The following is a 24,058-nucleotide window of genomic DNA, read 5'->3' on the forward strand; positions in this document are numbered from 1 at the left end:
TTGACCATGCCCTCGATAATCGATTTTCTTCACCGCGAATTTTGTCGTGCGCGTCTTTCTGAAATGCGGAGACAGCTCCTGCTTCGGCCTGCCAAGTGCGAGATCGAGCCGGACGACAAGGATGGAAGGGGCTTGGACGATTGCCTACGGGATGCTCGAGTGACCGGGAAGGCTCCGCCTGACGCGAAAACAGCTAACGACTGACCCCGCATCGACCGCTTGTGGCCCGACGCGAAGCGGTTCGGGAAGCCGCATGGGTTCACTGTATCCTAGACCGGTCTTTGGCCGCTCGGCTCTCGACCGGCGTTTTTGCCTAACCCGGACCTCGCATCATAGGGACTTCCTGTGAACCTCCGCGGCCACTCCTGGACTTACTCATGGGAGGGCCAATGGAGGGACTAGGTCATGGCTATTGTACAATTTACACGCTTCAAGAGCGACAAGCCTGAGGAAATGATCAAGACCGCCAAGCAGGCGAAGGCAATCTTCGAAAAGCACGGTGCTGAATTTCTTCGACTTTCCCGATTCCACACGGGTATGTGGGCTGGGGAGTTTCTTATCTCTACGCGCTATTCCAGTTGGGAAGTGTACGGAAAGGTGCAGGAGGCAGTGGCAAAGGATGAAGCATTCATAAAGCTGTATGCGCACACAGCTACCTTTGCCGAATTGAAGGGCCGTAACATCGCGGTCGGCATCGATCTCTGAGGCTCCGCTGAGAGTTGCGGGCGTTGCGTTAGAGTATTGAGGTTCTGTGAGCCGCATCGGCCGCGCGGCGGTCCTGACCGGCCGCAATGTGGCGGCGCCGCCAAGCGCAGTTGTCTTGATTGCGTCGTCGCTTCGGCATCGGGCCGCCGTCGGCCGAGCGGAAAGTCGCGACAAAGACGGCTCAGCAACTACATGCTGGAGCGTCTGTCGTGACGGAGATCTATCCGCGCGCGAGCGACAAGGTCGACGTCTGGGCGCTGCACCTGCCGCCGTCAAAGTCGTTTGCGAAATGACGGCGAAGCCGTCATTCCGGTTCGCGCTACGCGCGCCCCGGAATGACAGAGGCTAATAAGCCTGCTTCGCGTCGGCCTCTTCGCTGGTCTGGATCAGGTCGAGGCTCTGTTCGATCTTGCCGAGCAGCGCCGAGAGCTGCTTGCGCTCCTGCGCGGAGAGGCAGGCGAGGATCTCGTCCTCCCGCCGCAGCAATTGCGGGAACAGCTCTTCGTAGAGCGCGCGGCCCTTCTTCGTCAGTTGCAGGCGGAATTCGCGGCGGTCGGCTTCGTTCTCGACCCGCTCGATCAGCCCCTCGTGCAGCAGCATGGTGACGGCGCGGCTGATGGTGGATTTGTGCGTGCGGGTGCATTGCGAGATGTACTGCGCGCTACAGGCATCGTTGCGGAAGCCGAGCGTCGCGATCACGCGCCAGGCCGGAATGTCGAGGCCGTGACGCTCCTGATATTCGACCGCAAGCGCGGAACTCACCTCCGCCGCAAGCCGGTTGAGGCGGAACGGCACGAACTTGAACAGGTCGAGCCGTGTTTTTGGCCGCGGCGACGCCTCGCCCGCCTCTTGTCTCTTCAGCGCCGCATCGCTGGATGTCCTCGCCAAGGCTTGCGCTCCGAATTCCAGTTGACGGCCGGCCGGCTCCGGTCCAAAATAGTTGCACATGAAACTATCTAGCAGATCAGCCCTCTCCTGACCAGAGCCGAGGTTAGCGCATGGCGCAGGTCGATACGCATCAGACCAAGACCTTTCAAGCCAAGACCGTTCAAGCGAAGACCCAATTCGGCTATCGCCGCCACCCCGATCAGGATCGTCCCGGCCAAAGCCCGGCCGAGCATCCGGTCGTGATTGTCGGCGCGGGCCCGGTCGGGCTGTCGCTCGCGATCGATCTCGCGCAGCGCGGCCAGAGCGTCGTCCTTCTGGATGATGCCGACCGGATCGGCGAAGGCTCGCGCGCGATCTGCTTCTCGAAGCGCTCGCTGGAATATTGGGACCGGCTCGGCGTCGGCGATCGCATGGTCGAGAAGGGCGTGGTGTGGAGCGTCGGCCGCATCTTCCACGGCGAATCCCAGCTCTACCAGTTCAACCTGCTGCCGGAAGACGGTCACAAGCGGCCGGCCTTCATCAATCTCCAGCAATATTACGCCGAGGCCTATCTGGTCGATCGCATCAGCGACCTCCCTGAGGTCGACCTGCGCTGGCGCAACAAGGTGACGGCGCTCGAGCAGCGCAACGATTCCGTCGCGTTGACGATCGAGACGCCGGAAGGCGCCTACCGCCTGCACGCGCAATATGTCGTCGCCTGCGACGGCGCGCGGTCGTCGCTGCGGCAGATGGTTGGCGCCGAGTTCGCCGGCCAGGTTTTCGAGGACCAGTTCCTGATCGCCGACGTCAAGATGACGGCGGAATTCCCGACCGAGCGCTGGTTCTGGTTCGATCCGCCGTTTCATGCCGGCCGCTCGGCGCTGCTGCACCGGCAGCCTGACGACGTCTGGCGTATCGACCTCCAGCTCAATCGCTACGCCGATCCCGTTGTCGAGAAGAAGCCGGAAAACGTGCGGCCGCGGATTGCGCGCATGCTGGGCCACGACAAGTTCGAGTTCGAATGGATCTCGCTCTACAAATTCCAGTGCCGGCGGATGGACCGCTTCATCCATGGCCGCGTGGTCTTTGCCGGCGACTCCGCGCATCAGGTCTCGCCCTTCGGTGCGCGTGGCGCCAATTCGGGACTCGAGGACGCGGAAAACCTGTCCTGGAAGCTCGATCGCGTGCTGCGCGGTAAATCGCCCGCGAGCCTGCTGGAGAGCTACCACGTCGAGCGCAGCCTGGCGGCGGACGAGAACATCCGCGAATCCACCCGTTCGACCGATTTCATGGCGCCGAACTCGCACCAGGAAGCGCGGCTGCGCAAGGCGGTGCTGTCGCTCGCCAAGGAGACCGAGTTCGGCAAGCGCATGGTCAATGGCGGCCGGCTGTCGGTGCCGTGCAGCTATGATACGTCGCTGTCGTCGCCCGATGCGGATGCGTGGCGCGGCGGACCGTCCCCGGGTTGTTCCATGTTCGATGCGCCCGTCGCGTCGCGTGCGGGCGAGCAGGCCTATCTGACGGACGCATTCCGTGAGGGTGGAACGGACTTCACCTTGCTGTCGTTCAGCAATGACGCGCAGCTCGGCGTGCCCGAAGGCGTGAAGGAGATCCGCATTGGCGGCGAGGGCGGACTTGCCGATCCCTCGGGCCTCGTCGCAAAGCGCTATGACGCCGAGGCGGGTGCGGCCTATCTGCTCAGGCCCGATGGCTACGTTGCCGCGCGCTTCCGCCATCCGACGCGCGAGGCGATTGCGGCGGCGTTGTCGCGGGCCCAAGGTTTGAATTGAAGGCCTGAATTGAGGTTTGGTATGCCGCTTTCCACCAGTTCCAACTTCGCGCGGCCTGACGATGCTTTCCGCGCCATCGTCGAAGCGCATCGCGGCTTCACCGAGGAGCAGAGCGCCGATTTCGACGCTGCGCTGGTGCTGATCCTCGCCAACCACATCGGCGACATCGACGTGCTGCGGGAGGCGATCGGGCTCGCGAAGCGCCGCATGATCGACGGCCAGCAGCAACAACAGCAACAACAATAACCCTGTGACCTGAGGATGAATTGATGGCGAAGAACTTCGCATCCACCGGCGATCTCGCGGAGAAGAAGATCACCTTCTCCGAGATCGGCCCCGATCTCTATGCCTTCACCGCCGAGGGCGATCCGAACACGGCTGTGATCGTCGGTGACGACAGCTGTCTGGTGTTCGACGCGCAGGCAACGCCGGCGATGGCGGGCAAGGTGATCGAGCGGGTCCGCACCGTCACCGACAAGCCGATCAAATATGTCGTGCTGTCGCACTATCACGCCGTGCGCGTGCTGGGGGCCTCCGCCTACAAGGCGCAAGGCATCGTCGCCTCGCAGGAGACCTATCGTCTGATCGAGGAACGCGGCAAGCAGGATTGGGATTCCGAATACGGCCGCTTCCCGCGCCTGTTCCAGGATGCGCAGAGCATTCCCGGCCTGACCTGGCCGACGCTGACCTTCGAGGGCGAGATGTCGATCTATCTCGGCAAGCGCGAGGTTCGCCTGATGCAGCTCGGCGCCGGCCATACCTCGGGCGACATCGTCGCCTGGGTGCCGGATGCGGAAGTGATGTTCTCCGGCGACCTCATCGAATATCACTCGGCCTGCTATTGCGGCGACGCGCATTTGCGCGAATGGCCGCTGACGCTGAACGAGATCCGCAACTTCAATCCCAAGGCGATCGCGCCGGGCCGCGGCGATGCACTGAAGGGCACAGCCACGGTGCGCGAAGCCATCGCGATGACGCGCGACTTCGTCACCTCGCTCTATGGCGCCGCCGAAATCTCGGTCGCCAGGGGGCGCACGCTGAAGGAATCGATGGCCGCGACGCGCGAGGTGATGGATCCGAAATTTTCGAGCTTCGCCATCTACGAGCACTGCCTGCCGTTCAATGTGTCGCGCGCCTATGACGAAGCGTCGGGGATCGACGATCCCGTGATCTGGACCGACAAGCGCGACCAGGAGATGTGGGCCGCTTTGCAAGGAGGAGGATAGTCATGAACATCAATACCTCGCCCGATCAGATCATCCGCAGCTCGGCCCAGGTCACGCCGGGCTACATGTCCGGCTTCGGCAACAGTTTTGAGACCGAGGCGCTGCCGGGCGCGCTGCCTATGGGGCGCAACTCGCCGCAGCGCTGCGCCTATGGGCTCTATGCCGAGCAGCTCTCGGGCTCGCCCTTCACCGCGCCGCGCGGCACCAATGAGCGCTCCTGGCTCTATCGTATCCGTCCCTCGGTCAAACATTCGGGGCGTTTCGCGAAGGTCGATCCCGGGCTATGGCGTTCGGCGCCGTGCCTTGAGAACGACTTGCCGATTGCGCAATTGCGCTGGGACCCGGCGCCGATCCCGAAGGAGGACATGACCTTCCTCCAGGGCGTGCAGACGATGACGACCGCCGGCGACGTGAACACGCAGGCCGGCATGGCCGCGCATGTCTATCTCATCACCAAGTCGATGGTGGACCAACATTTCTACAATGCCGACGGCGAGCTGATGTTCGTGCTCCAGCAGGGCAATCTGCGCCTCGTCACCGAGTTCGGCCGCATCGACGCCGAGCCCGGCGAGATCGTGGTGATCCCGCGCGGCGTCAAGTTCCGCGTCGAGATTCCGAACGGGCCGGCGCGCGGTTATCTCTGCGAGAACTATGGCGGCGCCTTCACGCTGCCGGAGCGCGGCCCGATCGGCGCCAACTGCCTCGCCAATGCGCGCGACTTCCTCACCCCGGTCGCGTATTACGAGGACAAGGACACGCCGACCGAGCTCACCGTGAAATGGGGCGGCTCGCTGTTCAAGACCACGCTGCCGCATTCGCCAATCGACGTCGTCGCCTGGCACGGCAATTACGCGCCGTACAAATACGATCTACGCACCTTCTCTCCGGTCGGCGCGATCGGCTTCGATCATCCCGATCCGTCGATCTTCACGGTGCTGACCTCACCGTCGGAGACGGCGGGTACCGCGAACATCGATTTCGTGATCTTCCCGGAGCGCTGGATGGTCGCCGACAACACCTTCCGGCCGCCCTGGTACCACATGAACATCATGAGCGAGTTCATGGGCCTGATCTACGGCGTCTACGACGCCAAGCCGCAAGGCTTCGTCCCCGGCGGCATGAGCCTGCACAATTGCATGCTGCCGCATGGCCCCGATCGCGACGCGTTCGAGCACGCCAGCAATGGCGAATTGAAGCCGGTGAAGCTGACCGGCACCATGGCCTTCATGTTCGAGACCCGCTTCCCGCAGCGCGTCACCGCACATGCCGCGAACGCCTCGACGCTCCAGGACGATTACGCGGATTGCTGGAAGGGCCTGGAGAAGCGGTTCGATCCGAACAAGCCGTGAGTGGTCTTCCCCTCTCCCCTTGTGGGAGAGGGTGGCATAGGCGGCCTCCGGCCGCCGTCTCTTAAGAACGCCGATGCTTTGCATCGGCTATGGCGTAGCGGCGAGACGGGTGAGGGGTTCTCTCCGCGAGTGAACCTCTCTCATTCGGACTCGCGGATAGAACCCCTCATCCGGCGCTTCGCGCCACCTTCTCCCACAAGGGGAGAAGGAAAAAAGGACCGAGCGAAAAGTGACAACCCACCCCAACGACCCCAGCCTCCGCTCCTTCATCGAGGTCGATCCCGCCTCCGACTTCCCGATCCAGAACCTGCCCTACGGCGTGTTCTCGACCGCGGCCAACCCGACGCCGCGCGTCGGCGTCGCGATCGGCAATTACGTGCTCGATCTCTGGGAGCTCGAGCAGGACTCGCGTCTCGATGTCGGCGCGCTCGGCGTGTTCTCCGGGCCCTCGCTCAATGCGTTCATGGCGTTGGGGCCGAAGGTCTGGGCGAAGACGCGGGCGCGGATCAGCGAGCTCTTGCGCGCGGATCATCCGGAGCTGCGCGACAATGAGGAGCTGCGCAAGCAGGCCCTGGTGCCGATGCGCGACGCAAAGCTGCATCTGCCGTTCGAGGTCTCCGGCTACACTGACTTCTATTCGTCCAGGGAGCACGCCACCAATGTCGGGGTGATGTTCCGCGGCAAGGACAACGCGCTCCAGCCGAACTGGCTGCATATGCCGATCGCCTATAACGGCCGCGCGTCCACCGTTGTGGTCTCCGGCACCAGCGTGAAGCGGCCGCGCGGGCAGTTGAAGCCGCCGAATGTCGATGTGCCGAGCTTTGCGCCGTGCAAGCGGCTCGATTTCGAGCTGGAGATGGGCGTGGTGGTCGGCCTGCCCTCGCCGATGGGCGGCATGCTGAGCGAGCAACAAGCCGAAGAGATGATCTTCGGTTTCGTGCTGCTCAACGACTGGAGCGCGCGCGACATCCAGCAATGGGAGTACGTGCCGCTGGGACCGTTCCTCGCCAAGGCGTTTGCGACCTCGATCAGCCCGTGGGTGGTGACGCGCGAAGCGCTGGAACCATTCCGCCTGAAGGGGCCGGAGCAGGAGCCGGTGCCGCTCGATTATCTCAAGCAGGCCAAGCCGCAGAATTACAGCATCGAGCTCGATGTCTCGTTGCGGCCCGGCGGCGCGAGCGCGCCAACGAGCATCAGCCGCACCAATTTCAAGTACATGTACTGGTCTTCGGTGCAGCAATTGATGCACCACGCCTCCTCAGGCTGCGCCATGAATGTCGGCGATCTCCTCGGCAGCGGCACCATCTCCGGCCCAGAGAAGAACCAGCGCGGCAGCCTGCTCGAGATCAGCTGGAACGGCACCGAGCCGGTCGAATTGCCCGGCGGCGTCAAGCGCTCGTTCCTGGAGGACGGCGACAGCCTCGTCATGCGCGGCTGGTGCCAGGGCGCCGGCTATCGCGTCGGCTTTGGCGAGGTCGAGGGGACGATCCTGGCGGCGGGGTGAATTCCGTCGTCGCCACAAACTCCGTCATTGCGAGCGCAGCGAAGCAATCCAGAGTCTTTCCGCGGAGGGATTCTGGATTGCTTCGTCGCGAAGGGCTCCTCGCAATGACGTGGAGAGAGCTTATCGCCTCTCCGGCGGCACGTCGCGAATCCGCGCGCAATGCGCCGCGACGTCCTCCGCGCTGTATTTCAGGTGCACCCGCTTGTCCGACGGCACGTGCTTCGTCACGCATACGCCCGGCCGCCATTCCTGCGTCGGGCGGATCGGGCGCGGGGCAAAGCCGCCGCCGCAATTCGGGCAGACGTTGGAGAGCTTGGTCTCGACGCAGTCCGCACAGAACGTGCATTCATAGGAGCAGATCCGCGCATCCGTTGCATCGGGCGGCAGGTCGCGGTCGCAATATTCGCAGTTCGGTCGAAGCTGGAGGGCCATGGTCGAATCTCCGGATCGGCTGGATCATCGCAGACGGTGCCTGATGCGCGAATGCCGTAGTTCCCTCGATTTCAGCCAGGCTTCAGCTCCCTGAGCGGCAGCCGCGTGCTTTCCTTCAGCCGGTCGAGCACGATCGAGGAGCGCACATGTGCCACGCTCTGGTGCGGCATCAACACGTCGTTGACGAGGTTGGAGAGGCCCTTCAAATCGCGCAGCACGGCTTTCAGCACGTAATCGGCATCGCCCGTCAGCGAGTAGGCCTCCTGGATCTCGTCGATGCGACCAACCAGCGCGCGGAAGCGCTTGGAATTGTCCGGCGAGTGCGTCGCGAGCCCCACCTGGATGAAGGCGATCACGCCGAAGCCGAGCGCCTCGCTGGAGAGATCGGCGTGATAGCCCGATATCACCTTCTCCTCCTCCAGCCGCATCCGCCGGCGCGAGCATTGCGAGGCCGAGAGCCCCGCGAGATCAGCGAGCTCCTGATTGGTGAGGCGGCCGTCGTCCTGAAGCGCGCCGAGGATCTTGAGGTCGAAGGCGTCCACCGAAATCATGCGCGTTTTGTCCATTTGATGCACGGATCGTGCATATGATAGCCAAATGACGTGCCGTTTGCACGCCCTTTGCGCGTCCCATGAAGGATAGTTCCTCCCAGCAGCCATTTGGGAGAGCAGCATGGGTCCGTTTCCGCACGACGCGCCGCCGGCCACGATCAGCGCCGACAATCCGATGGGCACTGACGGGTTCGAGTTCGTCGAATATGCGCATCCCAAGCCGGGCGAGCTGCACGCGCTGTTCAAGCTGATGGGCTATGCGCCCGTCGCGCGCCACAAGACCAAGGCCATCACGATCTATCGCCAGGGCGACATCAACTATCTCGTCAACGAGGAGCCCGGCACCCACGGCTACGATTTCGTCGCCGCGCATGGTCCCTGTGCCCCGTCGATGGCGTTTCGCGTTGTCGATGCGAAGGCGGCCTATGACCGCGCGATCGCGCTCGGCGCGGAGCCGGCGGATGTGTCACCGGCGCGGAAGACGCTCGACGTGCCCGCGATCAAGGGCATCGGCGGCAGCCTGCTCTATTTCGTCGACCGCTACGGCGCCAAGGGCTCGGCCTACGATGCCGAGTTCGAATGGCTTGGCGCGCGCGACCCCAAGCCGGCTGGTGCCGGCCTGTTCTATCTCGACCACCTCACCCACAACGTCCATCGCGGCCGCATGGATGTCTGGTCCGGCTTCTACGAAAAACTGTTCAACTTCCGCCAGATCCGCTTCTTCGACATCGAGGGACGCGCCTCGGGCCTGTTCTCGCGCGCACTGACCAGCCCCGACGGCAAGATCCGGATTCCGATCAACGAGGACGCCGGCGAGTCCGGCCAGATCGAGGAATATCTGCAGACCTACCGCGGCGAAGGCATCCAGCACATCGCCTGCGGCTGCCGCGACATCTACCGCACCATCGAAGGCCTGCGCGCAGCCGGCCTGCCCTTCATGCCGTCGCCGCCAAACACCTATTTCGAGCGGATCGACGCCCGTCTGCCCGGGCATGGCGAGGACATCGCGCGGCTCCGGACCAACGGCATCCTGATCGACGGCGAAGGCGTTGTGGACGGCGGCCAGACCAAGGTGCTGCTCCAGATCTTCTCGGCCAACGCGATCGGCCCGATCTTCTTCGAGTTCATCCAGCGCAAGGGCGACGACGGCTTCGGCGAGGGTAACTTCAAGGCCCTGTTCGAATCGATCGAGGAGGACCAGATCCGGCGCGGGGTGCTGAAGGTGGGGAATGCGGCGTAGGCTGTCGTTGTTGGGTGCGCTGTGGCATCAAACACAATCGTCGTCCTGGCGAAAGCCAGGACCCATTACCCCAGGGAGCGGTCGTCAGGCGAACTGGTAACTCCGGGTTTTCGCCAAACCACGTTTGGTGGTTATGGGTCCTGGCTTTCGCCAGGACGACGACGGAGTGTGGTAGGGCGACGGAGGTCTTGCCACTCCTAGCGCCCCGCCCACGCCTTCGTCACCGCGGCGATCTCCGCGCCTTCCGGCTCGCGCACCGCCGACGGCGTGCGTGAGAATCGCGGCGCGGGCGCGGGCTGTTTCACGCCGTGGCGTTCGACGAACACCTGTCGGGCGACCATGTGCGGATGCTGCGTCGCCTCCGACATGGTCAGCACCGGCGCGAAGCAGATGTCGGTGCCTTCCATGATCTTGCACCAGTCCTCGCGCGTCTTGCTCTTGAACACGGCTTTCAGCTTTTCCTTCAGCGCCGGCCAGGCCTTGCGGTCCATCTGCGCGTCGAAATCGGCGTCGGTCAGGCCCGCATGCTGGCGCAGCAGCGCGTAGAATTGCGGCTCGATCGAGCCGATCGAGACGAAATGGCCGCAGGCGCATTCGTAGACGCCGTAGAAATGCGCGCCGCCGTCGAGGAAGTTCTGGTTGCGCCCTTCGGTCCAGCGGCCGATCGTGGTCATGTCGAAGAAGAACGACATCAGCGACGCCGCGCCGTCGCACATCGCGGCGTCGACCACCTGGCCCTTGCCGGACCTCGAGGCTTCGAGGAGGGCCGCGAGCACGCCGACGACGAGATAGAGCGCGCCGCCGCCGAAATCGCCGACCAGGTTGAGCGGCGGCACCGGCGCTTCCTTCGTGCCGATCGCGGCGAGCGCGCCGGTGATGGAGATGTAGTTGATGTCGTGGCCGGCGGCATTGGCGAGCGGGCCTTCCTGGCCCCAGCCGGTCATGCGGCCGTAGACGAGCTTCGGGTTGCGCGCGAGCACGATGTCAGGGCCGAGCCCGAGCCGCTCCATCACGCCGGGACGAAAACCTTCGACCAGCGCATCGGCGCTCGCAAGCAGGTCGAGCACCTCTGCGATCGCCGCCTTGTCCTTGAGGTCGAGCTCGATCACCTTGCGGCCGCGTCCTGCCACCGACTTCATGCTCTTCTTGGCGCCGACCCGGTCGAGCGTGACGACCTCGGCGCCCATGTCGGCCAGCATCATGCAGGCGAACGGGCCGGGCCCGATGCCGGCGAATTCGACGATGCGGAAGCCGGAGAGCGGGCCGGAGGCGCGGACGGAGGAGGTGGGGGCTGATTTGTCGAGCACGTTGTTGTTTCCTCGGATCCGAGGCGCGGATTGCCGATCGTCGGCAAGCGCCAGGGACGTTCCTCTGTGGGCGAGTTAATTGACCGATTAACTTTTCCTGCCTTACCTCGGACGAGGCAAGCGCTTTTCATGCATAGGCGCATAATAAAAACGGCGCGCATTTCTGCGCGCCGCGAAAGATTTGTGTTGAGGCGCTATCAGCCGGCGGCAGCCACCGCGCGTTGTGCCATCACCTTGATCAGGTTGGCGCGGTATTCCGACGTGCCGTGAATATCCGACAGCAGATTGCTCGCCGGTATATTCACGCTGTCGATGGCTGACGGCGACCAGTTTGCCTTCAGCGCGGCCTCGATCGCGGGCACCCGCACCACGCCGCTCTGCGAGGCGCCGGTGGCGGCGACGCGGATCTCGCCCGACTTCGTCTGCGCGACGAACACGCCGGTCAGCGCAAAGCGCGAGGCCGGGTGCGGGAATTTCGCGTAGCCCGCTTTCGCAGGAACCGGGAACGAGACGGCGGTGATGATCTCGCCGTCTTCAAGCGCCGTCGTGAACAGGCCCTTGAAATAGTCGTCCGCCGCAATCGAACGCTTATTGGTCTTGATCGTTGCGCCGAGCGCCAGCGTCACGGCCGGATAATCTGCGGCGGGGTCGTTGTTGGCGAGCGAGCCGCCGATCGTGCCGCGGTAGCGCACGGCGGGGTCACCGATCAGCGACGCGAGATAGGCGAGCGCCGGAATCGCCTTCTTCACGGTGTCGCTGGTCGCGACGTCGTAATGCGGCGTGGCGGCCTTGATGGTCAGCGTGTCGCCGGAGGCCTCGACGCCGATCATGTCCTTGATCTTGCCGAGGTCGATGACGTCCGAGGGACTGGCGAGGCGCTGCTTCATGACCGGCAGCAGCGTCTGGCCGCCGGCGAGGAACTTTGCCTCGCTGCTCTTGCCGAACAGGCTGGCGGCTTCGTCGACCGAGGAAGCGCGATGATAGGTTGTCTGGTACATCTTTGATGCTCCTGAAATCTTTTCTCTGTCATTCCGGGATGCGCCGTAGGCGCAGACCCGGAATCTCGAGGTTGAATTCGTAGCTCCAGATTCCGGGTTCGACGCTTCGCGTCGCCCCGGAATGACGATGGTGGTCAAGCCGCGTGGATCGTGCGCCACACCCGGTCAGGGGTTGCGGGCATTTCCAGGTTGTTCTTGCCGATCGCATCCGTGATCGCATTGATCACGGCCGCAGAGGCGCCGATCGCGCCGGCCTCACCGCAACCCTTGATGCCGAGCGGATTGCCCGGGCACAGCGTCGTGGTGTGGGAGAGATTGAACGAGGGCAGGTCGTCGGCGCGCGGCATGGCGTAGTCCATGAACGAGGCCGTGACCGGCTGGCCGTTGGCATCGTAGATCGCGTGCTCGAGCAGCGCCTGCCCGATGCCCTGGGCGAGGCCGCCATGGACCTGCCCCTCGACGATCATCGGGTTGATCAGTCGGCCGAAATCGTCGGCGGCGACGAAGTTGACGAAGGAAGTCTTGCCGGTGCCGGCATCGACCTCGAGCTCGCAGATATACGTGCCGGCCGGGAAGGTGAAGTTGGTCGGGTCGTAGAAGGCGCTTTCCTTCAGGCCCGGCTCCATCCCGTCAGGCAGGTTGTGCGCGGTGTAGGCCGCGAGCGCGACCATCGGGAAGGCGATCGCCTTGTCGGTGCCGGTCACCTTGAACTCGCCGTTCTCGATGACGATGTCGGCTTCCGACGCTTCCAGCGCATGCGCGGCGATCTTCTTGGCCTTGGACTCCATCTTCTCCATCGCCTTCAGGATCGCGGTGAGGCCGACGGCCGCCGAGCGCGAGCCGTAGGTGCCCATGCCGAACTGCACCTTGTCGGTGTCGCCATGGACGATCGAGACCTGGCTGATGGGAACGCCCAGGCGATCCGCCACGAGCTGGCAGAACGTCGTCTCGTGACCCTGGCCGTGGCTGTGCGAGCCCGTCAGGATCTCGATGGTCCCGACCGGGTTGACGCGGACCTCGGCGGATTCCCAAAGACCGACGCCGGCGCCCAGGCTGCCGACGGCCTTCGACGGCGCGATGCCGCAGGCCTCGATGTAGCAGGAGACGCCGATGCCGCGGAGTTTGCCGTCGGCCTTGGCCTTGGCCTTGCGCGCGGCAAAGCCGGCATAGTCGATCGCCTTCATTGCCGCGTCGAGCGAGGCGTTAAAGTCACCGGTGTCATAGGCCATGATCACGGGCGTCTGGTGCGGGAACTGGGTGATGAAGTTGGTCCGGCGCAGCGCGGCCGGATCGACATTCAGCTGCCGCGCGGCCGTCTCCATCAGCCGTTCGATCAGATAGCTCGCCTCGGGACGGCCCGCGCCGCGATAGGCGTCGACCGGCGTGGTGTTGGTGTAGACGCCGATCACCTCGGCATGGATCGCCGGGATGTTGTACTGGCCCGACAGCAGCGTCGCGTAGAGATAGGTCGGCACCGAAGAGGAGAACAGCGACATGTAGGCGCCGAAATTGGCGTAGGTCTTCACCTTGAGGCCGGTGATCTTGTTGCTGGCGTCGAACGCCATCTCGGCATGGGTGACATGGTCGCGGCCATGCGCGTCGGTGAGGAAGGCCTCGGTGCGGTCGCCGGTCCATTTCACGGGACGGCCGACCTTCTTCGACGCCCACAGCGCCACCATCTCCTCGGGATAGATGAAGATCTTGGAGCCGAAGCCGCCGCCGACGTCGGGTGCGATCACCCGCAGCTTGTGCTCGGGGGCGATGTTGTAGAACGCCGACAGCACGAGCCGGGCGACATGCGGGTTCTGCGAGGTCGTGTAGAGCGTGAAATGCTCTTCCGCGGCGTCGTAATCGGCGATCGCCGCGCGCGGCTCCATCGCGTTCGGCGCGAGGCGGTTGTTGGTGACGTCGAGCTTCACGACATTGGCGGCTTTGGCGAAAGCCGCATCCGTGGCGCCCTCGTCGCCGATCACCCAGTCATAGACCTGGTTGCCGGGCGCTTCAGGGTGAAGCTGCGGCGCGCCGGCCTTGATCGCGGCGTGGACGTCGGCGACCGCGGGAAGTTCCTCGTAGTCGACGACGACAGCTTCCGCCGCGTCGCGCGCCAGATTCTTGCTGTCGGCGATCACGACCGCGACGGCCTGTCCGACGAAGCGCACCGTCTCCGGCGCCATCGCCGGCCATGCACCCATCTTCATCGGGCTGCCGTCCTTGGAGGTGATGGCCCAGCCGCAGATCAGGTTGCCGACCTTGTCGTCGACGATCTGCTGTCCCGTGAGCACCGCGACCACGCCCGGCATCTTCAGCGCGGCGGACGAGTCGATCTTCTTCACCTTGGCGTGCGCATGCGGACTTCTGATGAAATGGGCATGGGTCATGCCCTGCAATTTGATGTCGTCGACGTAGCGGCCCTTGCCGGTAATGAAACGCTTGTCTTCCTTGCGCACGACTCGCGCGCCGATGCCTTCAACACCCATGTCTGGTCCTCCCGACCGGAATTATTTTGACTGCGCTTTCCATCGAAAGCAGCAGTGGTGGTCTTCGTTCGAAGCGGGCGGCCTTACTCGGCCGCCTGCGCAACCTTCATGCGTCCGGCCGCATCCAGCACGGCCTTGACGATGTTGTGGTAGCCAGTGCAGCGGCAGATATTGCCTTCGAGCTCCTGGCGGACGGTGGCCTCGTCGAGCTGGCCGCCGTGGCGTTGCACGATGTCGATCGCCGACATGATCATGCCCGGCGTGCAATAGCCGCACTGCAGGCCGTGATTGTCGCGGAAGGCGGCCTGCATCGGGTGCAGCTCGTCGCCCTTGGCAATGCCTTCGATGGTGGTGATGCTGGCGCCGTCGGCTTGTCCCGCCAGCATGGTGCAGGATTTCACTGCGCGGCCGTCCATGTGCACGACGCAGGCGCCGCACTGGCTGGTGTCGCAGCCGACATGGGTGCCGGTGAGGTTGAGGTGATCGCGCAGGAGATGGACCAGCAGCGTGCGATCCTCGACGTCGACAGCAACGGCCTTGCCGTTCACTGTCAGTTTGACTGTAGACACGGTGAAGTCCTCCCGAATGTTTGTAGTTATTCTAATTAGAGACAGCGCGAACGGAACTTTGCAACTGGGATTTTGGGGGTCGTGCGTCATGGAAAGGTCATCGTGACGATTGTCGCAGGTGCGCGATTCGGCCACGATGATCCGTGCCGCCGCCCGTGCATGGCGCGACCTTGCAGGAGGCTTTCGAAAACGACCTCCGCTTCGTCGATGGCGGCCTAGGCTCACCCGCCAGCGCGAAGCGCTGGCCCTGGACGTCGGCGCTCCCTGCGTCGTTTCTCCCTTTGATGTCCTGTTCGTTGCCACGAATAGGAGCACGCGCTCACGCCGTTGTAATCGCGATCTTGGTAGTAGACGGCGGCAAGCTAACTCATTGATTTTATTGATAATAACTTTGGCGCTCCTCGCCGGACAGTCCATTTCGTCATTCCGGGGCCCGAGCGGAGCGAGGGAGCCCGGAATCCATCGGTCCGCAGAGTACGTGGATGAATGGATTCCGGGTTCGCGACTTCGTCGCGCCCCGGAATGACATTGAGTGAATGAGACGCCAGAAAAAGCAGCACTAGTACTTCCTGGCGATTGATTGCAGCCGGGCGCCGCCCTAGTCGAGCCGTACAAGCAACGGCCAAAAGGGGTGGAAGCGATGCAGATGAACGACAATCAGCGTATTCCGGCGTCGAAAGCCAAGGTGTGGGCTGCGCTCAACGATCCCGATGTTCTCAGGCGCTGCATTCCCGGCTGCCAATCGCTCGAGATGGCATCGCCGACGGAGATGATTGCGACCGTGGTGCTGAAGGTCGGCCCGGTGAAGGCGACGTTCAGCGGCAAGGTGACGCTGACCGATATCGATGCGCCCAACGGCTACCGTATCGTCGGCGAAGGCGCCGGCGGCGTCGCAGGCTTTGCCAAGGGCGGCGCGAAGGTCAGGCTGGAAGAGGAATCGCCTGACGTGACCGTCCTGTACTACGAGGCCGACGCGCAGATCGGCGGCAAGCTCGCACAGCTCGGCGCGCGGCTGATCGACTCGACGTCGCGCAAGCTGGCCGCGAACTTCTTCGAAAACTTCGCGGCGGTGGTAGCGCCATCATCGTGACCGCTGCGCACTGAGCCGGACGGGAGCCATCGGATTGCGGCGCGATGCTGCCCAAATCCGATGGCCCGTTTCGAGCTGCAAAATAAGGGCAAGACGCAAGCCCGGACAACGAGATGAGCGGCGAAAGCCGCCAATGATTTGCACTACTACCTTCCGCCTATACTAAGCGCGAAAAGGCGATGCTGTAATTTCGAACGATGGCTCGCAGACGAACTGCGCATCACGAGCGCAGCGCGCTCAGGCGCCTAACATGGCGTGCACAACAACACCGCGGAGGGAATACATGACCTTTGGAACGAAGGGCTTCTTGGCTGGCATCTCGATGGTTGCGATGCTGGCCACCACTACGTCAGGCGTTCGCGCCAACGACTCCCTGCTCAAGGCGCAATCCGATTCGAACCAGTGGGCCGTTGCCGGCCACGACTACGGCAACACGCGCTTCAGCCCGCTGAAGCAGATCAACACCGAGAACGCCGGCAAGCTGACGCTCGCCTATTCGTTCTCGCTGGCGTCGCTGCGTTCGAACGAGTCCTCGCCGATCGTCGTCGGCAACACGCTCTACGTTTCGAGCTCCTGGGGCCCGAAATACGTCTACGCGCTCGATGCCGCCACCGGCAAGCGCAAGTGGACCTACGAGCCCGATATTCCCGAGGACGTGCTGCAATACGCCTGCTGCGACGTGAACAATCGCGGCGTCTCCTATGCCGACGGCAAAATCTTCGTCGGCCGCCTCGACGGCAAGCTGACGGCGCTCGATGCCGCGACCGGCAAGGCGCTGTGGACGACGAAGGTGGTCGATTACAAGCAGGGTTCGGTCATCACCTCGCCGCCGCTCGTCGTGCGCGACAAGGTCATCACCGGCTTCGGCGGCGGCGAGTACGGCGTGCGCGGTTCGCTCCAGGCCTTCGACATCAACACCGGCAAGCAGCTGTGGCAGACCTACACCGTTCCCTCGCCGGACGAGCCCGGCGGCGACACCTGGAAGGGTGACTCCGCCCAGCATGGCGGCGGCGCGGCCTGGCTGGTCGGCTCCTACGATCCGAAGAGCGACACGGTCTATTGGGGCACCAGCAATCCCGGCCCGTGGAACACGGCGGTGCGCTCGACCGGCGACGGTAATTTCGGCAAGCTGACCAACCTCTACACCGCCTCGACGGTGGCGTTCGATCCCAACACCGGCAAGATCAAGTGGCACATCCAGACCACGCCGGCCGATGCCTGGGACTATGACGGCGTCAACGAGGCCGTGCTCGCGGATCTGAAGATCGGCGGCAGCACCGTTCCGGCGCTGATGAAGGCGGATCGCAACGGCTACTTCTTCGTCGCCAATCGCGAGACCGGCAAGGTGCTTTCGGCGGAGAAATACGTGTTCTCCAACTGGGCCAAGAAGTGGGACACCGCCACGATGCGCGCGGTCGAGGATCCCGACAAGCGTCCCGGGCCGAACCATCCCGCCAAGGACATCTGCCCGAACCTGATCGGCGGCAAGAACTGGCAGCCGATGTCGTTCAACCCGCAGACCGGCCTCGTCTACATCCCGTCCAACAATGTCTGCATGGACTGGTCGGTCTCCGATGTCGCCTACAAGCGCGGTGTGTTCTATCTCGGCGCCGAATTCCCGACCAAGGAAGGCCCCGGCGGCTTCCTCGGCGAGCTCGTGGCCTGGGATCCGGTCGCGCAGAAGAAGGTCTGGTCGATCAAGGAAGACCTGCCGTTCAACGGCGGCACGCTGACCACCGGCGGTGGCCTCGTGTTTGCCGGCAACATCCATGGCGATTTCCGCGCCATCGATGCGAAGTCCGGCAAGGTGTTGTGGAGCAAGAATCTCGGCTCCGGCATCGGCGCAGGTCCCGTGACCTACCAGGTCGACGGCAAGCAATATGTCGCCATCGTCGTCGGCCGCACGGCTGCGCTGCCTGCGTTCCTGGGCGAGGTAGGAAAGAAGATGACGGCCGCAGCCCCCGAGGGCGGTTCGCTCTTCGTGTTCTCCGTCCAGTGACCACTCGCGCGCGTATCCTCGAGGTGACTGGATACGCGCGCGCCTTTTCCAGACGGTAGATTGCAGCCGCGGCCGATGCCGGTGCCGCAGTGCCTGGCTCGACAAAGCTCTGGCCCAACAACGCTACGGGAGACGAGGATGCGTCCGAATCATTCTGGCACCGGTGCGAGCCGAAATCGCGCCATCGCAGGCCTGCTCGCATGTGCCGCCGCGCTGATCGTTCCGGCCTCGCCGCTGCCCGCAGACGAGGTGCAGCCGCTCCGTCTCTGCGCCGATCCGACCAATCTTCCGTTCTCGAGCGATAGTTCGTCGCAACCGGGCTTCTATCTCGAGATCGGGCAGGCCCTGGCGCAGGCGCTCGGCCGGCCGGTCGCCTACGACTGGTACAAATCCTATTTCGGCAAGCGCACCGTGCGCGTCACGCTGCTCGGCAAGCAATGCGACGCCATGATCGGGCTGCCGCGGTCCGAGGATTTCATGGGGCCGGCCGTGATCTTCTCCAACGCGTTCGCGAAGGAGGGCTATGCCCTCGTGGCCGCCAAGGGGCAGGCGCTCGATGGCATCGACGGCCTCAGGGGTAAGCGCGTTGCCGTGCAGTTCGCCAGCACGCCGCAAAACCTGCTCGCGACCCGCGACGACATCCAGAAGGTGACGGTGCTGTCGCCGGAGGAAGGCATGCAGGCGCTCGATCAGGGCAAGGCCGACGTCGCCTTCATCTGGGGCCCTGTCGCCGGCTGGCTGAACAAGACCAGCTACAATGATCGCTATCAGATTCAGCTCACCGAGGGCGATGGCCTGTCATGGGACGCGGCGATCGGCTTTGCCAAGACGTCCACCGAGCTGCGTGATCGCGTCGATGCCGTCCTGCCGCAGCTTCAGAGCACCATCGGCGCGCTTGCGGTGAAATATGGCCTGCCGACCGGCCAGCCGGCGCGCTTCGGTGCGACCCAGGCGATGCCGGCGGGAACGACGACCGGGACCGGACCCGGCGCGACGCAGACCGCCAGTGTGGTGGCGACCGAGACCAAGGGGGACGCGGCCGCGCCGGGCACCGAGGCCGTCGGCTCTGGCAAGGAGATCTTCAACGGAACCTGCGCGCACTGCCACGGTCCCGACGCGATCCAGAGCGAGCGGAAGATCGACCTGCGGCTGCTGCGTCACCGCTACGGCGACGAGATGCGCGAGAAATTCTGGACGACCGTGCATGAGGGACGGCCGACCAAGGGCATGCCGGCCTGGAAAGAGGTCTTCACCGACGACCAGTTCGACCACATCTTTTCCTTCCTGCTGACGGTCCAGTCCGAATCGAACGACTGAACGATCTTGACCGAACGCGATCGGGAGGATGTGGTAGCGTCCGTCCGGCATCATCCCGGCGCCGGACGGCTATCGCATGGATGTGCCGCTGCCGCGGTCGATGCGCATGCGGTGCAGTGTTGGGAAGGCGCCATGACCAGCTTCCTGATCATCGACGATCATCCGCTGTTTCGCGAGGCGCTCGGCAATGCGGTGCGGCTGGCCTTGCCGGAGGCGCGGATCTTCGAAGCAATGTCGATCGGGGACGCCCTGCATATCCTGTCGGCCGGGCAGGGCATCGACCTCGCGCTGCTCGACCTCTCGCTGCCGGATGCGACCGGCTTCTCCGGCTTTCTGCGCTTGCGCGAGGCCTATCCGCGCCTTCCCGTCGCCATCGTGTCGAGCGAGGAGGACCAGCACGTCGTCCGCGAGGCGCTGGCGCTGGGCGCCGCAGGCTATCTGCCCAAGTCGACGTCGAGCCGTGAGCTGGCGCGATCGATCGAGGGCGTGCTGAGCGGATCGGTGTCGGTGCCGAAGGATTTCGTGGCGACGCCGCAGCGGCGGCGGGCCGATGCCAGCAACGGGCTCGAGGTCAAGCTGCGCGAGCTCACGCCGCAGCAGCTTCGCGTGCTCGACCTCCTGCGTCGCGGCTATCCGAACCGGCAGATCGCCCAGGAGCTTCAGCTCGCCGAATCCACGGTGAAGGCGCATATCACCGAGATCCTGCGCAAGCTCGGCCTGTTCAGCCGCAACAAGGCGATCATCGAGATCGGCAAGATGGAGCTGCCCGATCCGCGCAGCCGGCCTCATGCGCGGGTCGATCGCGGCAGGTCGCAATGACGCGCGGTGTCCTTCTTGACCTGGATCAAGCCGGCGTGACCCTGCTGGGCCATTCTCAATGCGTGCAGTTCGACGCCGGCCTCGGCGGCATCCTGGGCAAGGTGTTCAGCAAGGTCTTTAGCAAGGTCTTCAGAATGGCTCATACCTGATGCGATTTCTGATCGTCGAAGACCACCCGTTGTTTCGCGAGGCGCTCGAAAGCGCGCTCCGGATGGTGGCGCCCGCGGCCGATATTGTTCAGGCGACGTCGATCGACGGTGCGCTGGAGCAGGTCGCGGCGAACACCGAGCTCGACCTGATCCTGCTCGATCTGTCGATGCCGGGCACCACGGGTCTTTCCGGCATCATCCGCATCCGCAAGGCGTTCCCCAAAATTCCCGTCGTCATCGTCTCCGGGCATCAGGATCGGCAGATCATGTCCGGCGCATTGTCGCTCGGCGTGTCCGGCTACATCCTCAAATCGTCGTCCAAGCAGGATCTGGCACAGTCGATCGGCGAGGTGCTGCGCGGCTCGGTCTGTGTTCCCCCCGCCTATCGCGGACTGGTCCGCCCGCAACGCCCGTCCGGCCCCGCGCAGGATCTCATCAGGCGCCTGCACGATCTGACGCCGCAGCAATTGCGCGTGCTGGAAATGCTCAAGCGCGGCCTGCAAAACAAGCAGATCGCCTATGAGCTGAAGATTTCGGAGACCACGGTGAAGGTCCACGTCTCCGACATCCTGCGCAAGCTCAACGTGCTGAGCCGCACCAAGGCGATCGTCGAAATGTCCAGAATCGATTTCGCGACGCTGGCAGGCGAGGGCATCGCGGCCAGGCGCGAGCGGGCCCGGCCGGACCAGCAGTGAGGCGATCTTCTCCTGTTTTGTCCTCCAGATTGAGGGCGCTCTGTTACTAATTTCAATTGTAACTCATTGCCTTGACGAAATGTAATATACTACCGGTACTGTGCATGGGGTTGTTTTTGCCATTTTAGTTGAGAACCATGCGCGCTCGCCCCGTCGCTGGCGGGGCGAAGAACCATCCGCGCGGGTTAGCTCAGCAGGAACGACAGCAGCGCCCGCATCTCGGCGGGCTTGATCGGCTTCTTCAGCACTTCGAGGCCGTGGAGGCTCGCTTCCTTCGCGGCCTTCTCGGAGTAGTCGGCCGTGATGATCATCGCCGGTGTGTCGAGCTTCAGATGCTGGCGGACGTCGGCGATGGCCGACAGGCCGCTCTCGCCGTGATCGAGGTGGAGATCGGCGATCACGGCATCGGGTGCGCCCCCGAGCTCGCTGAGGCGCAGCAGCGCATCCGCAGCCGAGCGCGTGGTCGCGACGTCGCAGCCCCATCCTTCCAGCAGCGAGGCCATCGCCTCCGAGCCGTTCGGGTCGTTCTCGATCAGCAGGATCTTGGCGCCTTCGAGCCCGCTATAGTGCCGCTCCGCGAGCTTGACCTCCTGCACCTCGTCGCCGACCTCGGCGAGGTCGGCCGGCTCCAGCTCCAGGGTGAAGGTCGATCCCCTGCCGACCTGCGACGACAGCCGCACCTCGTGCCCGAGCACGGTCGCGAAGCGGCGAACGATGGAGAGGCCGAGCCCGAAGCCGGCCTGGTCGGTCGCGGTCGCCTCGCCGCGCTGGAATTCGCGGAAGATTGCCTGCTGCTGCGCCTGTGCAATTCCAGGCCCGGTGTCGGAGACCTGGATGCAGATGTGGTCGCCCCTCAGCCGGCATCCCATGATGACGCCGCCGCTGCGGGTATAGCGGATGGCATTGGCAAGCAGGTTCTGCAGGATCCGCCGCAGCATCATCGCATCCGACCTCACCGCGAGCGGTGTGGTGCGGATGCGCAGGGAAAGACCCTGCCGCGCCGCGACCGGCTCGAATTCGTTGCGGAGCTGTTGGAACAGGGGCGCCAGCGCAATCGCGCGCACGTCGGGCTTGAGCGCGCCGGCGTCGAGCTTTGCGATCTCCAGCAACGACCGCAGCAGGTCCTCCAGCATCAGCAGCGAGCGGTCGGCCTGGTCGATGAGCAGGCCCGCCTCCTGCGATTCCATCATCTCGGTCAGCGCCGACAGCGTCAGGCGCGCCGCGTTCAGCGGCTGCAACAGGTCGTGGGTGACCGAGATCAGCACCGATGATTTCAGCGAGCTCGCGGCTTCGGCCTGCTGCTTGGCGCGGTAGAGCCCCTCATTGGCGCGCTCGACCGAATGCAGCGCCTCGCGCAACTGGTGAGTCCGGTCGCGAACCTTGTGGTCGAGCGCAATGGCGGTTTCGAACAATGAAAAGGCGTTGAGCTGCTGGTCCATCGAGCGTTCGACCCGCGACATCAGCGCGGCATTGATCTTCTTCAGCTTCGCCGCCTCGCGCCGAAGCTGGTCGATCGCATCAGGGCCCTGCCACATGTCCGTCACGACGGGCGCCTTCCGATCGCGACGCCCGTGAAGGTCTGATTCACATGCATGGAGCCGAACTGCTCGCCATAGGTGTGAAAGCCGACGACCCGGTTCTGCCGGTACAGGTCGGACATGTCGCGGGCGAGCTGATGCTGCTCGGCGTCGAGCCGGCGGAGCAGGCACTCGAAGCCGATATAGAGCGAGACCTCTCCGATCTGGTCGCGGATCTCGGTGAAGGTGTCGCGGGTCGAGCCGACCAGGCTGCGCGACGTCGCCGCCGTCAGCACCATGCCCTCGTCGATGGCGCAAAAGAAATGCAGCGAGCCGTCCGGTTCGACGCGCTGGATCGACCGTGCGTAATAGGCGCCGCCGACGCGCACCAGCACGGGGTGGGACGCGAAGGAGAACGGATCGAGCTTGGCGTCCAGGATCCCGACCATGCGCGAATATTCCTGGGCCGCAGGCTCCGCGTTCAGCTCCCTGACCGTTCGATTTTCGATGTCGGCTTCGGTGACCACCATCTTCTGCGGGCTCGGCTCGAAATTGTCGCACTTGAAGACCCGGAACGGCAGCGAGGTGTTCAACAGGATCAGGAGGGCGGCATTGGTGTGGGCCTTGCCGTCGCAGAACACCCAGGTCTTCTCGAAGCGCATCCCGTCGCCGGCGGACCCGCCGACGACAGGAATGTCGTCGAGCGAGGCATAGATCGCGGACATCACCGCCTCTTCGCGGCGGCACAGGCCGTCGATCAACACCAGGCCGAAGGGATTGCCGCGATCGACTTGCGGGGTGACCCGCAACAGCTCGTGCCGGAGCTCGCCGCCGATCCTGCGGCCGTCCTCGACGCGGAAGCTGTCGAGGTTGAGAATGGGCCGCACCGCAGCCGAGAAGTCCGCACGGCTGAACGCCAGTGCCACGACGCTGTTCTCGTCCCAGCCGTCGGGAGCGAGCTCGCCCGCGGTCGTGCAGCCGCAGACCTGGGTCTCGTCGAATTGCCGGGTGATCTCGGCGATGAAGTGATGGGGGTCGTAGCTGGGCGAAAGGAAGACCAGGATCAGCGCCAGCTCGTCGGATGGGAGCTGGGCGGCGAGCTCGGCCACGGCTTCATCGACGCTCGCAGCCTTCGATTTGGCAACGGCAACGCCAGACGCACCGCCAAACCGAAAATCGGTTTGCCCCACTCCGTTTCTCCCTCGAGGACCAGCCTGGTCTGACGCCAAGTGCCTGATAAGTGCCTGACAAGTCTCCAAAGAGTAAGGCGTTTTCCGGCTAGCCGCAACACGGCGCCGCTCGGCCCGGCAAGGCTTGACGCGCCCCGGAGGGCGGAGACTCTCTCCACCCGCGGTGCAGGCCGGACGGATTTACCACCCCTTGACGTTTCTGCCTTAATTTTCCGCACGCGTTCGGAACGGGCTGCTTCCGGGCCGCGTGATCGTTGCAAGAACATA

General features: G+C 64.3%; 22 protein-coding genes and 1 pseudogene. 14 read left to right on the top strand and 9 right to left on the bottom strand.

Annotated elements, in window-relative coordinates; all coding sequences use genetic code 11:
• Nucleotides 1-405 precede the first annotated feature (405 nt).
• A complete protein-coding gene (locus BM118_RS35645) occupies nucleotides 406-705 on the top strand; it encodes a hypothetical protein (RefSeq protein WP_092192076.1) in 300 nt (99 codons plus the stop codon).
• Between the two features lie 206 nt (nucleotides 706-911).
• Nucleotides 912-998: pseudogene (locus BM118_RS42800) on the top strand (N-acyl homoserine lactonase family protein); the annotation flags it as partial.
• A 52-nt stretch (nucleotides 999-1,050) separates the two neighbouring features.
• Here the strand turns inward: BM118_RS42800 and BM118_RS35650 are convergent.
• Nucleotides 1,051-1,593 carry a MarR family winged helix-turn-helix transcriptional regulator gene (locus tag BM118_RS35650; protein ID WP_027546758.1) on the bottom strand — a complete coding sequence of 181 codons (543 nt, stop codon included), beginning with the start codon at nucleotides 1,591-1,593 and terminating at the stop codon, nucleotides 1,051-1,053.
• A 110-nt stretch (nucleotides 1,594-1,703) separates the two neighbouring features.
• Here BM118_RS35650 and BM118_RS35655 point away from each other — a divergent pair, with 110 nt between their 5' ends.
• From BM118_RS35655 to fahA, 5 genes are all read left to right on the top strand, one after another.
• Entirely contained in the window at nucleotides 1,704-3,362 is a 1,659-nt protein-coding gene (locus BM118_RS35655; protein WP_092192077.1) for an FAD-dependent oxidoreductase, read from the top strand.
• 21 nt (nucleotides 3,363-3,383) lie between these two features.
• Complete coding sequence (locus BM118_RS35660) at nucleotides 3,384-3,608, top strand: DUF2783 domain-containing protein (protein ID WP_092192079.1); 225 nt, start codon at nucleotides 3,384-3,386, stop codon at nucleotides 3,606-3,608.
• 23 nt (nucleotides 3,609-3,631) lie between these two features.
• Nucleotides 3,632-4,588 carry an MBL fold metallo-hydrolase gene (locus tag BM118_RS35665; RefSeq protein WP_092192081.1) on the top strand — a complete coding sequence of 319 codons (957 nt, stop codon included), beginning with the start codon at nucleotides 3,632-3,634 and terminating at the stop codon, nucleotides 4,586-4,588.
• Between the two features lie 2 nt (nucleotides 4,589-4,590).
• Nucleotides 4,591-5,937, top strand: coding sequence for a homogentisate 1,2-dioxygenase (gene hmgA, locus BM118_RS35670; protein WP_177234993.1), 1,347 nt, complete (start codon nucleotides 4,591-4,593; stop codon nucleotides 5,935-5,937).
• Between the two features lie 229 nt (nucleotides 5,938-6,166).
• Entirely contained in the window at nucleotides 6,167-7,441 is a 1,275-nt protein-coding gene (gene fahA, locus BM118_RS35675; RefSeq protein WP_092192085.1) for a fumarylacetoacetase, read from the top strand.
• A gap of 120 nt (nucleotides 7,442-7,561) precedes the next feature.
• Here fahA and BM118_RS35680 read toward each other — a convergent pair whose 3' ends face one another.
• Both BM118_RS35680 and BM118_RS35685 read right to left on the bottom strand, forming a co-directional pair.
• Nucleotides 7,562-7,873: a DUF1272 domain-containing protein gene (locus tag BM118_RS35680; RefSeq protein WP_027546752.1), complete on the bottom strand. Its 312-nt coding sequence runs from the start codon at nucleotides 7,871-7,873 to the stop codon at nucleotides 7,562-7,564.
• Between the two features lie 71 nt (nucleotides 7,874-7,944).
• Nucleotides 7,945-8,424 (bottom strand): Lrp/AsnC family transcriptional regulator, encoded by a 480-nt coding sequence (locus BM118_RS35685; protein WP_177234994.1) that lies wholly within the window; start codon nucleotides 8,422-8,424, stop codon nucleotides 7,945-7,947.
• A 121-nt stretch (nucleotides 8,425-8,545) separates the two neighbouring features.
• On the opposite strand from BM118_RS35685, the gene hppD reads away from it, so the two are divergent.
• Nucleotides 8,546-9,664, top strand: a complete 1,119-nt coding sequence (gene hppD / locus BM118_RS35690) for a 4-hydroxyphenylpyruvate dioxygenase (protein WP_092192089.1) — start codon at nucleotides 8,546-8,548, stop codon at nucleotides 9,662-9,664.
• A 197-nt stretch (nucleotides 9,665-9,861) separates the two neighbouring features.
• Here the strand turns inward: hppD and BM118_RS35695 are convergent, their stop codons facing one another.
• From BM118_RS35695 to BM118_RS35710, 4 genes are all read right to left on the bottom strand, one after another.
• Nucleotides 9,862-10,971 (bottom strand): CaiB/BaiF CoA transferase family protein, encoded by a 1,110-nt coding sequence (locus BM118_RS35695; protein WP_092192091.1) that lies wholly within the window; start codon nucleotides 10,969-10,971, stop codon nucleotides 9,862-9,864.
• 197 nt (nucleotides 10,972-11,168) lie between these two features.
• A complete protein-coding gene (locus BM118_RS35700) occupies nucleotides 11,169-11,969 on the bottom strand; it encodes an FAD binding domain-containing protein (protein WP_092192093.1) in 801 nt (266 codons plus the stop codon).
• A gap of 134 nt (nucleotides 11,970-12,103) precedes the next feature.
• A complete protein-coding gene (locus tag BM118_RS35705) occupies nucleotides 12,104-14,446 on the bottom strand; it encodes a xanthine dehydrogenase family protein molybdopterin-binding subunit (RefSeq protein ID WP_092192095.1) in 2,343 nt (780 codons plus the stop codon).
• 83 nt (nucleotides 14,447-14,529) lie between these two features.
• Nucleotides 14,530-15,015: a (2Fe-2S)-binding protein gene (locus BM118_RS35710; protein WP_092192097.1), complete on the bottom strand. Its 486-nt coding sequence runs from the start codon at nucleotides 15,013-15,015 to the stop codon at nucleotides 14,530-14,532.
• A gap of 640 nt (nucleotides 15,016-15,655) precedes the next feature.
• Between BM118_RS35710 and BM118_RS35715 the strand changes: the two genes are divergently transcribed.
• From BM118_RS35715 to BM118_RS35735, 6 genes are all read left to right on the top strand, one after another.
• Entirely contained in the window at nucleotides 15,656-16,105 is a 450-nt protein-coding gene (locus BM118_RS35715; protein ID WP_092192099.1) for an SRPBCC family protein, read from the top strand.
• Between the two features lie 283 nt (nucleotides 16,106-16,388).
• Entirely contained in the window at nucleotides 16,389-18,104 is a 1,716-nt protein-coding gene (locus tag BM118_RS35720; protein ID WP_244550313.1) for a PQQ-dependent methanol/ethanol family dehydrogenase, read from the top strand.
• Nucleotides 18,105-18,242: 138 nt separating this feature from the next.
• The gene (locus BM118_RS35725) at nucleotides 18,243-19,421 is read left to right on the top strand and encodes a c-type cytochrome (protein ID WP_177234995.1); all 1,179 of its coding nucleotides are present in this window, start codon (nucleotides 18,243-18,245) and stop codon (nucleotides 19,419-19,421) included.
• 132 nt (nucleotides 19,422-19,553) lie between these two features.
• Complete coding sequence (locus BM118_RS35730) at nucleotides 19,554-20,240, top strand: response regulator transcription factor (protein ID WP_092192103.1); 687 nt, start codon at nucleotides 19,554-19,556, stop codon at nucleotides 20,238-20,240.
• Nucleotides 20,237-20,389, top strand: coding sequence for a hypothetical protein (locus BM118_RS41945; RefSeq protein WP_177234996.1), 153 nt, complete (start codon nucleotides 20,237-20,239; stop codon nucleotides 20,387-20,389). The genes BM118_RS35730 and BM118_RS41945 overlap by 4 nt, the downstream gene beginning before the upstream one ends.
• Nucleotides 20,389-21,084 (top strand): response regulator, encoded by a 696-nt coding sequence (locus BM118_RS35735; protein WP_177234997.1) that lies wholly within the window; start codon nucleotides 20,389-20,391, stop codon nucleotides 21,082-21,084. The genes BM118_RS41945 and BM118_RS35735 overlap by 1 nt, the downstream gene beginning before the upstream one ends.
• A gap of 185 nt (nucleotides 21,085-21,269) precedes the next feature.
• Here BM118_RS35735 and BM118_RS35740 read toward each other — a convergent pair whose 3' ends face one another.
• Nucleotides 21,270-22,619, bottom strand: a complete 1,350-nt coding sequence (locus BM118_RS35740) for a hybrid sensor histidine kinase/response regulator (protein WP_177235009.1) — start codon at nucleotides 22,617-22,619, stop codon at nucleotides 21,270-21,272.
• 5 nt (nucleotides 22,620-22,624) lie between these two features.
• On the bottom strand, nucleotides 22,625-23,791 hold the full coding sequence (locus BM118_RS35745) for an FIST N-terminal domain-containing protein (RefSeq protein WP_092192109.1): 1,167 nt from the start codon (nucleotides 23,789-23,791) through the stop codon (nucleotides 22,625-22,627).
• Nucleotides 23,792-24,058: the final 267 nt, after the last annotated feature.

This window comes from Bradyrhizobium sp. cf659 (genome assembly GCF_900113725.1).
Taxonomy (GTDB): domain Bacteria; phylum Pseudomonadota; class Alphaproteobacteria; order Rhizobiales; family Xanthobacteraceae; genus Bradyrhizobium.

Excerpts from the sequence above, each read along its gene's own strand:
- BM118_RS35700 (WP_092192093.1), bottom strand. The coding sequence starts at position 11,969 with ATGTACCAGACAACCTATCATCGCGCTTCCTCGGTCGACGAAGCCGCC.
- BM118_RS35705 (WP_092192095.1), bottom strand. The coding sequence starts at position 14,446 with ATGGGTGTTGAAGGCATCGGCGCGCGAGTCGTGCGCAAGGAAGACAAG.
- BM118_RS35715 (WP_092192099.1), top strand. The coding sequence starts at position 15,656 with ATGCAGATGAACGACAATCAGCGTATTCCGGCGTCGAAAGCCAAGGTG.
- BM118_RS35725 (WP_177234995.1), top strand. The coding sequence starts at position 18,243 with ATGCGTCCGAATCATTCTGGCACCGGTGCGAGCCGAAATCGCGCCATC.
- BM118_RS35680 (WP_027546752.1), bottom strand. The coding sequence starts at position 7,873 with ATGGCCCTCCAGCTTCGACCGAACTGCGAATATTGCGACCGCGACCTG.
- BM118_RS35660 (WP_092192079.1), top strand. The coding sequence starts at position 3,384 with ATGCCGCTTTCCACCAGTTCCAACTTCGCGCGGCCTGACGATGCTTTC.
- hmgA (WP_177234993.1), top strand. The coding sequence starts at position 4,591 with ATGAACATCAATACCTCGCCCGATCAGATCATCCGCAGCTCGGCCCAG.
- BM118_RS35730 (WP_092192103.1), top strand. The coding sequence starts at position 19,554 with ATGACCAGCTTCCTGATCATCGACGATCATCCGCTGTTTCGCGAGGCG.
- BM118_RS35685 (WP_177234994.1), bottom strand. The coding sequence starts at position 8,424 with ATGATTTCGGTGGACGCCTTCGACCTCAAGATCCTCGGCGCGCTTCAG.
- BM118_RS35645 (WP_092192076.1), top strand. The coding sequence starts at position 406 with ATGGCTATTGTACAATTTACACGCTTCAAGAGCGACAAGCCTGAGGAA.
- BM118_RS35735 (WP_177234997.1), top strand. The coding sequence starts at position 20,389 with ATGCGATTTCTGATCGTCGAAGACCACCCGTTGTTTCGCGAGGCGCTC.
- hppD (WP_092192089.1), top strand. The coding sequence starts at position 8,546 with ATGGGTCCGTTTCCGCACGACGCGCCGCCGGCCACGATCAGCGCCGAC.
- BM118_RS35665 (WP_092192081.1), top strand. The coding sequence starts at position 3,632 with ATGGCGAAGAACTTCGCATCCACCGGCGATCTCGCGGAGAAGAAGATC.
- BM118_RS41945 (WP_177234996.1), top strand. The coding sequence starts at position 20,237 with ATGACGCGCGGTGTCCTTCTTGACCTGGATCAAGCCGGCGTGACCCTG.
- BM118_RS35655 (WP_092192077.1), top strand. The coding sequence starts at position 1,704 with ATGGCGCAGGTCGATACGCATCAGACCAAGACCTTTCAAGCCAAGACC.
- BM118_RS35740 (WP_177235009.1), bottom strand. The coding sequence starts at position 22,619 with ATGTGGCAGGGCCCTGATGCGATCGACCAGCTTCGGCGCGAGGCGGCG.
- BM118_RS35720 (WP_244550313.1), top strand. The coding sequence starts at position 16,389 with ATGACCTTTGGAACGAAGGGCTTCTTGGCTGGCATCTCGATGGTTGCG.